This is a genomic window from Gemella sp. 20925_1_85, assembly GCF_041433735.1.
Taxonomy (GTDB): Bacteria; Bacillota; Bacilli; order Staphylococcales; family Gemellaceae; genus Gemella.
This window is the reverse complement of the sequence record NZ_JAPWCC010000038.1, coordinates 1-15,282: the sequence shown is the minus strand read 5'-3', so window position 1 is coordinate 15,282 and position 15,282 is coordinate 1. Positions and strand designations below refer to the sequence as shown.

Annotated in this window: 2 protein-coding genes; both read right to left on the bottom strand. The window is 38.6% G+C overall.

Annotated elements, in window-relative coordinates; translation table 11 throughout:
* The coding region (locus O3884_RS08585; protein WP_371452931.1) for an Ig-like domain-containing protein at nt 1-6,434 on the bottom strand (6,434 nt) is incomplete at its 3' end.
* An 814-nt stretch (nt 6,435-7,248) separates the two neighbouring features.
* Nucleotides 7,249-15,282 (bottom strand): DUF1542 domain-containing protein (locus tag O3884_RS08580; RefSeq protein ID WP_371452929.1); only part of this gene is annotated, 8,034 nt, incomplete at its 5' end.

The window sequence follows — 15,282 nt, the reverse complement described above, 5'->3', positions numbered from 1 at the left end:
GTATCTCCATTTGGAAGTTTCTTAGTCTCTACGAAGCGGTATCCTGGGATATCTTTCTTCGGTTGTTCTCCGTCTTCTGTTGGATAGTTTGGAATTTCATTTCCGTCTTTATCTTTATGACTTGTTTTAACTTTTTCGTATACGTGTTCTACGTCTCCGTTTGGAAGTTTCTTAGTCTCTACGAAGCGGTATCCTGGGATATCTTTCTTCGGATTTGTTCCTTCTTCAACTGGGTAGTTTGGAATTACATTTCCATCTTTATCTTTGTGAGTTGTTGTAACTTTTTCATAGATGTGTTTTGTATTTCCTTTTTCGTCTACTTCAGTTTTAACTACTTTGTATCCTGGGATATCTTTTGTTGGTTTAGTTCCATCTTCTGTTGGTGATAATGGGTTTCCATCTTTATCAACATATGAAGTATCTGGACGTACTGTTGGAGTGTACTTAGCTGTTACTGGTGTTCCGTTTTTGTCAACACGTTTAACTGTTACACCTGATGCTTTTCCTACGAAGTTTGGTTCTGGAGTAAATGTTACTTTACCATTTTCATCGATTGTGTAAGTTCCTTCTCCTGGTACTTTCTTCTCAGTTGTTCCATCTTCGAATGTTGGTTTTACAGTTTCGTCGATTTCTACTGGTACTTCTTTACCGTTGATTGTTACTTTTCCACCTTCAAATGTTGGTGTTCCTGATTGAGGTTGTCCTTTTGGTCCTTCTGATTCAGAATCTTTTGAAGTTGGAGTTACTGGAATTACTACTGGAGTGTATTTAGCTGTTACTGGTGTTCCGTTTTTGTCAACACGTTTAACTGTTACACCTGTAGCTTGACCTTTGAAAGTTTTCTCTGGCGTGAATGTTACTGTTCCATTTTCATCGATTGTGTAAGTTCCTTCTCCTGGTACTTTCTTCTCAGTTGTTCCATCTTCGAATGTTGGTTTTACAGTTTCGTCGATTTCTACAGTTTTTTCTTCACCGTTTACTGTTACCTTTCCACCTTTAAATGTTGGTGTTCCAGTTTGAGTTGCACCTTGAACATTTGTAGTAATTACGTCTGTACTTGTTGGTACTGTTGGTTTAACTACTGGAGTGTACTTAGCTGTTACTGGTGTTCCATTCTTATCTTCACGTTGAACTGTTACTCCTGTTCCTTTACCTGTGAAGTTTTTCTCTGGAGTGAATGTTACTGTTCCATCTGGAGCTACTGTGTAAGTTCCTTCTCCTTCTACAGTTAGTGAATCAACTGGAGTTCCAGTTTTTGGATCTACTAATTTAGCTGGTTTATCTTCATTGATTTCTACAGTTTTTTCTTTACCGTTTACTGTTACTTTTCCACCTTCAAATGTTGGCTTACCTGTTTGAGTTGAACCTTGAACATCTTCAGTTACTGCGTCTGTTCCTGTTGGTGTTGCTTTCTTAACAACTGGAGTGTATTTAGCTGTTACTGGTGTTCCGTTCTTATCTTCACGTTGAACTGTTACTCCTGTTGCTTTTCCTGTGAAGTTCTTCTCTGGAGTGAATGTTACAGTTCCATCTGGAGCTACTGTGTATGTTCCTTCTCCTTCGATTGTTACTGAATCAACTGGGTCTCCAGTTTTCGGATCTACTAATTTAGCTGGTTTGTCTTCGTTGATTTCTACAGTTTTTTCTTCACCGTTAATTGTTACTTTTCCACCTTTGAATTCAGGTTTACCTGTTTGAGTTGAACCTTGAATATCTTCAGTTACAGCATCTGTTCCCGTTGGTGTTACTGGTTTAACTTCTGGTGTGTATGTTGCTTTAGCTGGAGTTCCGTTCTTATCTTGACGAACTACCTCAACACCTTTAGCTACACCTGTGAATTGTGGTTCTGGTTTGAATGTTACTGTTCCATCTGGAGCTACTGTGTAAGTTCCTTCTCCTTCTACAGTTAGTGAATCTACTTTATCTCCAGTTTTTGGATCTACTAATTTTGCTGGTACTGTATCGTCGATTTCTACAGTTTTCTCTTCACCGTTAACCATAGCTGTTCCACCTTGGAATACTGGCTTACCAGTTTGAGTTGCACCTTGAACATCAACAGTTTTAGCTGGTTCTGCTGTCGGTTGTGCAGGAATGATTGATGGAGTGTAAGTTGTAGAAACTTTAGTTCCATTCGTATCCTCACCTTGAACTTCAGCTGGTAAAACTTTACCAGTGTAAGATTTATCTGTTGGTGTGAATGTTACTTCTCCTGTTGCTGGGTCGATTGAGTAAGTACCTACTGGAGTTACTCCATCTTCAGCGTATGCTGGAGTTGTTTGTCCTGCTGGAACTTCATTTCCTTCTTTATCAAGAAGTTTGTATGAATTCTCTTTAATTGGAGCAATAGTGTCTCCAGGAGCGAATGTTGGAGTTCCTTTTTGAGTTTCACCTTGGATAGCTACTGATTGAGCTGGTTCTGCTGTTGGTGTTACCGGAGTGATCTTCGGTGTATAAGTTGTTTCTACAGCTGTTCCGTTCTTATCTTTAGCTTGAACACGTACTGGTTGTACATCTCCTGAGTATGTTTTGTCTGTTGGCTCGAATACTGCAACAGCTTTTCCATCTACAGTTTTAAGAGTGTATTTACCAATTACGTTTCCTTCTGGATCTTTAGCTGGGACTTCTGTAGCGGGTTGTCCATCTTCACCTAGAAGAGTATAAGTAGCTGGATCTATATCTACAGATTTTTCTTCACCTGCAATTGTAGTTTTTCCACCTTCGAATGAAACTGTGCTTTCTTGAGTCTTACCTTGAACATCTTCACTTGTAGCTGGTGTTGCTGTTGGTGTTACTCCTACGATATTTGGAGTGTAAGTTGTAGAAACTTTTGTTCCATTCTTATCTTCAGCTTGTACTTTAGCTGGTTGTACTGGTCCTGTGTAAGATTTATCTGTTGGTGTGAATGTTACTACACCTGTTGTTGGATCTACAGTGTATTCCCCAACTTTTTTACCACTTGGATTTAGAGCATCTACTGGTCCATTTGCTTCTGTTCCATCTGGATTTAATAATTTTACAGAGTTTTCTTTAATAGGAACTTCTGTATTTCCTTCTGTAAATGTTGGTTTACCAGTTTGAGTTTCACCTTGTACTCCTGTTGAAGTAGCTGGAGTTGCTGTTGGGTTAACAGGTGTTACAGTCGGAGTGTATTTTGCAGTAGCTGTAGCTGTTACAGGTTGACCATTCTTATCTTGACCTACTGGTGCTGTTAATGATACGTCAATACCTTTAGCAGTTCCTGTGAATTGTGGTTCTGGAGTGAATGTTACAGCTCCTGTTTCAGGATCAATTGTGTAAGTTCCTTCACCCGGTACTGTTACTGTTTTTTCATCTGTTGGTTGTCCAGTTGCTGGATCTACTAATTTAGCAGGGTATTGTGCACTTGGAGTTACTGCATCTGGTGCTGTTCCATCACCATCTTTATCTACATCGATTGAGAATTTAGGTGTTTTTGTTTGTGGTTTACCTTGGATATCTGTTGATGTTTCTGGTGTTCCTTTGATTTCTTTTGGAGTTACTGTTGGAATATAACGACCATCCATAGAACCTTTAGCTGCTAGTCCAGCTAATTGAACTTGGTCACTTACTAGGTCTAGTTGATCTTTCGCTTCTCCTGCTCCTCCGATAATTTCTCGACCTTCATTACCCCAACCAGTAGTGTTACCGTTAATGTCTGTACGACGGATTGTGATACCATCTGCTGTACCTACGAAGTTTGCTTCTGGGATAAATTCTACATCTACATTTGTACCGTTATCAGTAATTTTATATTTACCTTGTCCTGGTACTACATAGTATCCATCTACCAATTCAGCATCTGTTACTAATGATCCGTCAGGTTTAACGATTTGTGATTTAACTGTCGTATCAATAGCATTATCTTTATCAAAATCATAGTTCTTTTGACCATATGCATTGAATGCTACAGTAGATGTTTGAGTTGCACCTTGTACATCTGTAGTTTCTTTTTTAGTTCCACGTGGTGGAATTGTTTGTTGAATTTGGAAATCTTCTACTTCCCCAGAGTACGCAATACCAGTTGGTTCTTTAACGTCAGCTTTATCGTAAGCAATACGTAAACGAGTAGCTAATTTAGTAGCACTTGTGTCTACGTTTTGGAAATTGTTTGTCCAAGTTAGTGTAACTTTTCCATCTTGTGTTACTTCAGTAACCCCTGCAGCTTCACCTTCATCGAATTTACCATTGTTATTAAAGTCAATCCAACCATTAACGTAAGCTTTAGCTTCTCCGTCTAAGTGAGCATCGAATGTCATTGAGTATGTTCCATCATTAACTTTTTTAAGTTTGTAGTTATCGTTTGGGGCCACTTCGTCACCCATTAATTGACGAGCACCTTCATCCGCGGCACCGATACCATTGATATCATCGTATACAAATGCAGTTGTTTTGTTGATAGGTGTTGTACGTACGTCAACGTCAGCCGGAACAGATCCTAAGTATGGTTGTTTTTGTCCATCAGATTTAGAGATAGAGTGAGCTACTCTTCCGTAAGAAGCTGGAGCATCCCCTTCATCTAGAACCATGAACCCTAACATAGATCCTTGTTGACCTGCAGAGAAAATATACATACCGATGTTTTTAGCATTACGTGTCATTACTAATGGAGTAGAGAATCCTGAGTCACGGTGAGTTGATACCGGTCCGAAAACTTGAGTTCCTAATCCATCTGTGTGATATTTACCATCTTCTGCTTTCATTGCAATAACTGTATCTGATGTCACTGTCGTATTAAAGAATCCTGCAGCTTTATCTGCTTTGAATTTTTCAAAAGCTTGTTTCCCTGAACCATTAAGAGTATATTCTACCCCAAATTGTTTACGATAACCATCTTGCCCATGTCCTGCAGAAGGCAATGTTCTGTATTCATAAGTTTCTGCAGTATAAGAACGAGCAGTACTATATCTTGGTGTTGTATTTGATAATTCAGTTACTAATTCAAATCCATCTCCATCTGTTTTATAGATTTCAACTTCTGACGAACCTGCTTCTTCCCCTGTTAAGAATACAACGTTCGAAGGCACTTCTTTTCCGTTTAAAGTAGATTTAACAGAGAATTCCACCCCTACGTTAGCTCCATCTTTAACAGATTGAATAACTGTTTTACCTTTAGTATCCATACCGTTTGTTTTTGCAACAGAGTAACTTCCTTGTGTTACAACTTTTAATTCAGCTGGAGTTCCATCTTTGTACTCATTAATAGCATTGGCATCATATCCTGCTCCACCACGTTTTTTGTACTCATCAGTTGAGTTAAATGGTGTTAGTTTAGTAACTGTTAATGTTACAACATATCCTGGTGAAATTTCTTGTGTAAATTTAGTTCCTACTTGAAGAGTATCTCCTGCACCAAGATTTTCTACTGTTGCTTTACTGTTAGCAATATCGAACCATTTGATTTGTTTAGTTAATCGTTCAGTATTTTTATCTGCGTATTTTTTCCAGTGATTAATTTGTTCATCTTCTGAAAGTGGTGGTTCTGCTACTGTATCAGCTATATCAGCTAATACTACGTCAAATTTACCGTTACGTTTAGCTCCCGCATTTTCTAATTCAGCGTATACCGCTTTAATAGAGTTGCTTAATTCTTCTAAACTTTTAGCGATTTGTTCTTTTGTAGCTTTATCGTTTCCTAATAATTCTTTAGCTACTTTTAGAGCTTCTTCATTTTTAACTACAGCTTTTTCTACTGCTGGTTTTGCTTCTACTTTTAAGTCTTTTTTGCTTAATTCAGTTTTAGCAACTTTGTTAGTTACTTCTGCTTCTGAAGCTACTTGAGTTAATTCTTTTTTAGCTTCTTTTACTTCTGCAGTTTGTTTTGCTTCAGATTTAGCTTTTTCTTCTGCTTTTTTAACTTCGTTTTTCGCTGCTACTCCATTTACTTGAGCTTCAGTTACAACTGTGTTTAAAGCTTTTACTGCTTGCACTTGTGCATCTACTTCAGCTTGTGTAGCTGCTTCATTAGCTAATACAGCTTTTGCTACTGCTAATGCTTCTTTAGCTGCTGAAACTGCTGCTTGATCTGCGTCTGGAGCTGATTTTACATTACTTTCTAATGCAGTGATTGCATCTTTTAAAGCACCTTTGTTAACTTCTGCTTTCGCTTCTGTCTTAGGAGTTTCTGCTCCTACTTTTGCTGCTACTGCTGCAGCAACACTTTCTTTAGTGTTTTCTACTTTTGCTGCTTTCTCTACAGCTTTAGGAGCCTCTTCTTTTGCTCCTGCGTTTGTTGCGTTATCATTAGTAGTGTTGTTTGACACTTCTTCAGATGCTTGAGCTACTGCTCCAGCTCCTAAAAAGATACTCGCACCAATAACTACTGATGCAGTACCGACTTTGAATTTTTTAATTGAATAAGATTCAACTCTTGTACCTTCTTTAGTAGTTTTTAAGTATTGATTATTCTTTCCTACCATTTTTCCCTCCAAAATTAATATATGTTTCTTAAGTTTATTTTTACTCTAATGTGAAAAGTTTTTTCTTGTATATACATTGTATTCTAAAAAAACACAAAAAATATAGCATTCACTACGCTATATTTTCCTTATAACTTCTCTTCTAAATAATTAAAATACACAATTCTACATTCAAGTAATATTATTAACTAATTAACTATGAATTCTTAATTCTAGTTAATCTTATAAGTTATTTTATCAAATTTAGTGAATTATGTCTACTTTAAATACTCATTTTCAAACAAAAAATAGTAAATAATATTAGTTATATATATTATCTCTTATATACAAGTTATTTAAAATTATAACTCAAACCCTACAAATATTACTACATCAACTTATGTAAATATTATAAACGAAAGTAAGTAAATTAAGTAGTTTTTATTTATTTTAAAATATGAATCTCCCTAGAAAATGAGTATTTGACTGTATTTTTTAGGAAATCGTTATCATAGTTTTTAAAAATAAAACCGATAAGTTTTATTCGATTTACAATTATTATTTACTGTAAATCACAAAACTCTAAAAATTTATACTTTTCAACACAATATAATATTAATTGTTTTTTTATCAATTCTACTACTTTAATTAATATGAAATATAATACATTAAATCTAATGTCGATTTTTAACGAATATTTTTGAATTGAAATCGGCAGATTAAGACTACCTCTTCTACTTTTCACATAAAAAAATACCCTGAAGTTAAATTTTTACACTTAACTTCAGAGTACTCTATATTTGCTCTAAATACTATATATTCAGTTTTTAGATATTTATTCTTCTTTTTCCTTACGACGCTTCGCTATCGCAAGTAATCCACCTAAAAGCGCCATTCCTAACCCTGCTAATCCAGTATTAGTCTCAGCTTCTCCTGTGTTCGCTAGACGTTGACCTTTCTTAGCATTGAACTTAGGTGTGTTATCATTTGAATAATCTATCGTAGGCTTCTTATCTTCTTTTGTATAAGTTCCTGAGTTACCTTCAACGATAACACCTGTTACTTTCTCAGCAACTACTAGGTTTTTAGCTGAAATTACTACCACTTGTCCATCAGGGTAAACAATCGTCGCTTCTCCTGTGTTTGAAATTGTAATTTTAGCATCTTTTAAGTTTGGATTTGCAGCTATTAAAGCTTGTTTAACAGCCTCTTTTTCTGTTTCTGTAAGGTTTGAAGCATCTTTAACCTTAACTTTTTCAGGTAAGTTTACAGTTACTTCTTTACGTTGTTCAAAGATATCTTTAGCTAAAATAGTAAATGTTCTACCATCTTTAAGAATCACGGTAGCATTTCCTTTTTCATCAACGATAAGTTCTACCGCTTCTCTTATAGCTCCTAACACCTTGAACTTAACTTTTTCTTTATCAGATTCAGTTAGATTGTTAATGTCAGCAACTAGCTCTTTATCAAAGTCAAGATTAATATTCTCACCGTTATTCTTAACAGCTACATCTGCAACATCTTTAACTAATACGTCTGAAGAAATCGTCATAGACTTACCGTCTCTTGTAGTCACAGTGGCATTTGCTTTTGAATCTACCACAACTATTGCTCCAGGATTAATCTCTTCGATAACCGCTTTAATTTTAGCTATTTCTTCTGGCGTTAATCGTCCTTTATTCGCTACTAACGTTCTTATTGCAGGTGTATTAACCTTACTATTCGCAGTAATATCAGTCAGTTTATCCGTTGGAATAACTAAATCTAGAACTGGAAGTACGAATACTAAACCTTCTCCATTAGTCACAATAACATTGCCTTTTTCATCAATAGCTACTGTTGCTCCAGGATTTACCGCCTTAACTTTAGCTATAATTTCTTGTTTCTCTGCTTCTGTTAGTTTTGTTACATCCGCTACAGCCGTCTTAGCTACAGGTGTATTAACTACATTTCCAGCATTTTCTTTAACAAGATCTGCTTCTGTTTTTGTTACTTGTGCAGCTGAAATAACTTGTTTATGACCGTTTGCAGTCACTACTACAACATTTCCTTTTTCATCTTGCGTTATTTCTTTCGCATCTGGATTTACTGATTTAATAGCCGCTAATACTTTAGCTTTTTCTTCGTCCGTTAAATTAGTCGGATCTGCTACAATTACTTTTTCAGCAGGAACTCTAACTTCTTCCACAGCTTTGATTTCTGATTTCTTAGCTTCTTCTATCTTGTTAAGTTCATCAACACTTGAAGCTGCATCGATTTCTTTTTTAGCTTGTGTTGCAATTCCATCAACTTCAGCCTTAAGAAGTTCTTTCACTTTATCAGAAATATCTGTTCTAGTATCAATAGCTGCTTTCTTAGCTTTCGCTTCTTCATCTATGGCTTTTCGTGCATTAGGTTTGTCTTCTACAAATGGTACTGCTTCTTCAATTCCCACTTTAGAGTTATCTTTTAATTTTTTCACATCTACATTTTCCCTAGCTGCATCAATAGCTTTCTTAGCTATTTCTGCTAATTGTTTAGCTAGGTCAGCTGCTGCTTTTTTCTCTTCATCAGTAGCATCCGGAGTATTTGCGATAACCTTAAGTTGTTCTGCTAACTTATCATCTATAGCCTTCTTAGCTGCAGATTTTACTAACGCTTTTGGATTTACTGAAGCTACTTCCGTTACTCCAGTTGTCTTAGCTTGTCCTACTTCTGCGTTTGTTGTCGCTTTATCGATTGCTTCTTTTGCTGCATCTGCTTTAGCTTTTGCTTCTTCTTTCGCCGCAGTTTTCTCTTCGTCTGTTAAATCTGTACGAGCGTCAATCTCATCACTCTTAGCTTTAAGAACTTCATCGATTGCTTGCTTCGCAGCTGTTTTAGCTACTGGTTGAGGATCTACAGCTTTTACTTCTGTTGTTCCATTAATCTCAGTTTGTTCTACTTCTTCATCTGTAGTCGCTCTATCGATTGCTTTCTTAGCTGTATCTGCTTTTTCCTTAGCTTCTTCTTTTGCTACGACTTTTTCTTCGTCTGTTAAGTCTCTACGCGCATCGATTTCATCATTCTTAGCTTTTAGTGCATCATCGATTGCTTTCTTAGCTTCTGGCTTCGCTACTGGTTGCGGATCTACTGAAGTTACATCTAATGTTCCATTAGTTTTAGCTTGGTCTACTTCTGCATTTGTTGTCGCTTTATCAATTTCTTCTTTTGCTGCGTTAGCTTTTGCTTGCGCGTATGCTTTCGCTGCAGTTTTCTCTTCATCTGTTAAGTCTGTGCGAGCGTCGATCTCATCATTCTTGGCTTTCAGAGCTTCATCGATTGCTTTCTTAGCTTCTGACTTCATCACTGCTTCTGGATTTACATTGTTTACTTCTGTTGTTCCATTAGCCTTAGCTTGGTCTACTTCTGCATTTGTTGTCGCTTTATCAATTGCTGTCTTCGCTGCATCAGCTTTTGCTTTTGTATCAGCTTTCGCTGCTATTTTTTCTTCTTCTGTTAAGTCTGTACGAGCATCAATTTCATCATTCTTAGCTTTTAATGCTTCATCTATCGCTTTCTTAGCTTCTGTTTTCGCTTCTGCTTCTGGATTTACATTGTTTACTTCTGTTGTTCCATTAGCCTTAGCTTGCTCGACTTCTGCATTTGTTGCTGCTTTGTCGATTGCCTCTTTCGCTCCATCTGCTATGGCTTTTGCGTTTGCTTTCGCTGCTGTTTTCTCTTCATCTGTCAAGTCTGTACGTGCATCTATCTCATCATTTTTAACTTTCAGAGCTTCATCGATTGCTTTCTTAGCTTCTGTTTTCACTACTGGTTGTGGATTTACTGAAACTACTTCTGTTTCTCCATTAGCCTTAGCTTGGTCTACCGCTGCATTTGTTGTCGCGTTGTCGATTGTCTCTTTCGCTGCATCGGCTTTGGCTTTCGCATCTTGCTTAGCTACGGCTTTTTCTTCGCCTGTTAAGTCTGTGCGAGCGTCGATCTCATCATTTTTAGCTTTTAGAGCTTCATCGATTGCTTTCTTAGCTTCTGTTTTTGCTACTGGTTGTGGATTTACTGAAGTTACTTCTGTTTCTCCATCGTTTTTAGCTTGAGTTACTGCATCATTTGTCGTTGCGTTGTCGATTACCTCTTTCGCTAAGTCTGCTTTTTTCTTAGCTTCTTCTTTTGCCGCAGTTTTCTCTTCGTCTGTTAAGTCTGTACGAGCATCTATCTCGTCATTCTTAGCTTTCAGAGCTTCATCGATTGCTTTCTTAGCTTCTGTTTTCGCTTCTGGTTGTGGATTTACTGAAGTTACTTCTGACGTTCCATTAGTCTTAGCTTGTTCTACTCCTGCGTTTGTTGTCGCATTGTCGATTGCCTCTTTCGCTGCATCGGCTTTGGCTTTAGCTTCTTCTTTCGCTTTAGCCTTTTCTTCGTCTGTTAAGTCTGAACGCGCATCGATTTCATCATTCTTAGCTTTTAATGCTTCATCTATCGCTTTCTTAGCTTCTGTTTTCGCTACTGGTTGTGGGTCTACAGCTTTTACTTCTGTTGTTCCGTTAGCCTTAGCTTGTTCTACTTCTGCGTTTGTTGTCGCGTTGTCGATAGCATCTTTCGCTGCATCGGCTTTTTTCTTAGCCTCTGCCTTAGCTACAGTTTTTTCTTCGTCCGTTAAGTCTGTACGTGCGTCAATCTCATCGTTCTTAGCTTTCAGAGCTTCATCAATTGCTTGCTTAGCCGCCGGTTTTGCTTGTGCCGTTGGATTTGCATTGTTTACTTCTGTTGTTCCGTTAGTCTTAGCTTGTTCTACTCCTGCGTTTGTTGTTGCTTTATCGATTGCTTCTTTCGCTGTATCGGCTTTTTTCTTAGCTTCTGCCTTAGCTACAGTTTTTTCTTCGTCCGTTAAGTCTGCGCGAGCATCTATTTCGTCGTTCTTAGCTTTCAGAGCTTCATCAATTGCTTGCTTAGCCGCTGGTTTTACTTGTGCCGTCGGATTTACATTGTTTACTTCTGTTGTTCCGTTAGCCTTAGCTTGTTCTACACCCTCGTTTGTTGTCGCGTTGTCGATAGCTTCTTTCGCTGCATCGGCTTTGGCTTTAGCTTCTTCTTTCGCTTTAGCTTTTTCTTCATCTGTTAAGTCTGTACGCGCGTCAATTTCGTCGTTCTTAGCTTTCAGAGCTTCATCAATTGCTTGCTTAGCCACTGGTTTTGCTTGTGCCGTCGGATTTACATTGTTTACTTCTGTTGTTCCGTTAGCCTTAGCTTGTTCTACACCCTCGTTTGTTGCCGCGTTGTCGATAGCTTCTTTCGCTACATCGGCTTTGGCTTTAGCTTCTTCTTTAGCTTTAGCTTTTTCTTCATCCGTTAAGTCTGTACGTGCGTCGATCTCATCGTTCTTAGCTTTCAGTGCATTATCTATCACTTTCTTAGCTTCTGGCTTCGCTACTGGTGTTGGATTCACATTGTTTACTTCTGTTGTTCCGTTAGCCTTAGCTTGTTCCACTTTTGCGTTTGTTGTTGCTTTATCGATTGCTTCTTTCGCTGCATCGGCTTTGGCTTTAGCTTCTTCTTTAGCCACAGTTTTCTCTTCATCTGTTAAGTCTGTGCGAGCGTCAATCTCATCGTTTTTAGCTTTTAATGCTTCATCGATTGCTTTCTTAGCTTTTGGTTTCGCTATTGCTGTTGGATTTACTGAATCTACCTTTGTTGTTCCTGCAGTCTTAGCCTGTTCCACTTCTGCATTTGTTGTCGCGTTATCAATTGCATCTTTCGCTGCATCGGCTTTTTTCTTAGCTTCTGCCTTAGCTGCAGTTTTCTCTTCATCTGTTAAGTCTGTGCGAGCATCAATCTCGTCAGTCTTAGCTTTCAGTGCTTCGTCTATTGCTTTCTTAGCTGCTGGTTTCTTAACCGCTAATGGATTTACTGAATCTACCTCTGTTGTTCCTGCAGTCTTAGCTTGTTCCACTTCTGCGTTTGTTGTCGCATTGTCGATTGCTTCTTTCGCTGCATCAGCTTTTGCCTTAGCTTCTGCTTTGGCTTTAGTTTTTTCTTCAGCTGTTAAATCATCATTCGCATCGATTGCATCTTCTTTTGCTTTTAATGCATCATCTATTGCCTTTTTAGCTGCTGGTTTCTTAGCTGCTTCTGGACTAAACGAATTTACATCACTTAAACCTGAAACACTATTTACATCAACTTTAATATCAGTATCTGCTCCATCTATTGCTTCTTTTGCTTGATTAGCTTTGTTTTCTGCTTCAGCTTTTGCTGCAGATTTCTCTTCAGTTGTTAGATCATCTCGAGCATCAATTTCTTCTATTTTTTTCTCTAGAGCTGCATCTATTGCTTTTTTAGCCTCTGATTTCTTAACTGGTTCTGGACTAAATGAATTTACATCACTTAAACCAGATATACTATTTACATCAACCTTAATATCTGTATCTGCTTCATCGATTGCTTGCTTAGCCGCATCTGCTTGTTTCTTAGCCTCTTCCTTAGCTGCTTGTTTCTCTTCTGCTGTTAAGTCATTGTTCGCATCAATTTCTGCTTCTTTAGCTTTAAGTGCTTCATCAACTGCTTTTTTAGCCTCTGGTTTCTTAACTGCTACTGGATTCAACGAGTTTACATCTGCTACCCCAGTAGTTTTTGCATTTTCAACATCAGCATTTGTTGTCGCTTTATCAACTGCTTGTTTTGCTGCATCTGCTTTTGCTTTAGCTTCTTCCTTAGCTGCTATTTTTTCCTCAGCTGTCAGATCATCTCGAGCATCGATTTCTGCTTCTTTGGCTTTAAGCGCATTATCAATCGCTGTCTTAGCTGCTGGTTTCGCTACTGGCGTTGGGTTTACATTGTTTACTTCTGTTGTTCCATTAGCCTTAGCTTGTTCCACCCCTGCATTTGTTGTCGCATTGTCAATCGCAGTCTTCGCTGCAGCTGCCTTGTCTTGCGCTTCTTGCTTAGCTGCTGCTTTTTCCTCATCTGTTAAGTCATTGTTCGCATCAATCGCTGCTTCCTTAGCTTTTAGTGCGTCTTCTATTGCTTTTTTAGCTGCTGGTTTCGCTACTGGCGTTGGGTTTACATTGTTTACTTCTGTTGTTCCATTAGCCTTAGCTTGGTCTACCCCTGCATTTGTTGTCGCGTTGTCAATCGCAGTCTTCGCTGCAGCTGCTTTGGCTTTAGCTTCTTCTTTAGCCGCAGTTTTTTCTTCGTCTGTTAAGTCGTTATTCGCATCAATCGCTGCTTCCTTAGCTTTCAGTGCATCATCGATTGCTTTCTTAGCCGCTGGTTTCGCTACTGGCGTTGGATTTACATTGTTTACTTCTGTTGTTCCATTAGCCTTAGCTTGGTCTACTCCCGCGTTTGTTGTCGCATTATCAATCGCAGTCTTCGCTGCAGCTGCCTTGTCTTGCGCTTCTTGCTTGGCTGCTGCTTTTTCCTCATCTGTTAAGTCGTTATTCGCATCGATCGCTGCTTCCTTAACTTTCAGTGCATCATCGATTGCTTTCTTAGCCGCTGGTTTCGCTACTGGCGTTGGATTTACATTGTTTACTTCTGTTGTTCCGTTAGCCTTAGCTTGGTCCACTCCTGCGTTTGTTGTTGCATTGTCGATTGCTTGTTTCGCTGCAGTTGCCTTATCTTGCGCTTCTTGCTTAGCTGCAGTTTTTTCTTCGTCTGTTAAGTCGTTATTTGCTTCGATTGCTTTGATCTTATCAGCTAACGCATCGTCTACTGCTTTCTTAGCTGCTGGTTTCGCTACTGGTGTTGGATTTACATTATTTACTTCTGTTGTTCCGTTAGCCTTAGCTTGTTCTACTCCTGCATTTGTTGTCGCATTATCAATCGCAGTCTTCGCTGCATCGGCTTTCGCTTTTGCGTCGGCTTTCGCCGCAGTTTTCTCTTCGTCTGTTAAGTCGTTGTTTGCATCGATCGCGTCATTCTTAGCTTTTAATGCATCGTCTATTGCTTTCTTAGCCGCTGGTTTCGCTACTGGCATTGGATTTACTGAATCTACACTTGTTGCTCCATCAATTTTAGCTTGTTCCACTCCTGCATTTGTTGTCGCATTGTCAATTGCAGTTTTCGCTGCGTCGGCTTTCGCTTTTGCATCTTCCTTAGCTTTTGCTTTCTCTTCATCTGTTAAGTTATTGTTCGCATCAATCGCATCGTTCTTAGCTTTTAATGCATCGTCTATTGCTTTTTTAGCTGCTGGTTTTGCCACTGGTGTTGGATTTACTGAATCTACTGATGTCGCTCCATCATTTTTAGCTTGTGTTACTGCATCATTTGTTGTTGCATTGTCGATCGCTTGTTTTGCTGCATCTGCTTTTGCTTTAGCATCTTCCTTAGCTTTTGCTTTTTCTTCCGCTGTTAAGTCGTTGTTCGCGTCAATCGCATCATTTTTAGCTTTCAGTGCATCGTCTATCGCTTTTTTAGCCGCTGGTTTCGCTACTGGCGTTGGATTTACGTTGTTTACTTCTGTTGTTCCGTTAGCCTTAGCTTGTGTTACTGCATCATTTGTTGTTGCGTTGTCGATTGCTTGTTTTGCTGCATCTGCTTTTGCTTTCGCATCTTCCTTAGCTTTTGCTTTTTCTTCCGCTGTTAAGTCGTTGTTTGCGTCGATTGCGTCATTCTTAGCTTTTAGGGCATCATCTATTGCTTTTTTAGCTGCTGGTTTTGCCACTGGCGTTGGGTTTACTGAACTTACACTTGTTGCTCCATCAGTTTTAGCTTGGTCTACCGCTGCGTTTGTCGTCGCATTGTCAATCGCTGTTTTCGCTGCGTCTGCTTTTGCCTTCGCGTCTTCCTTAGCTTTTACTTTCTCTTCCGCTGTTAAGTCGTCGTTTGCGTCGATCGCATCGTTCTTAGCTTTAAGCGCATCGTCTATTGCTTTCTTAGCTGCTGGTTTGGC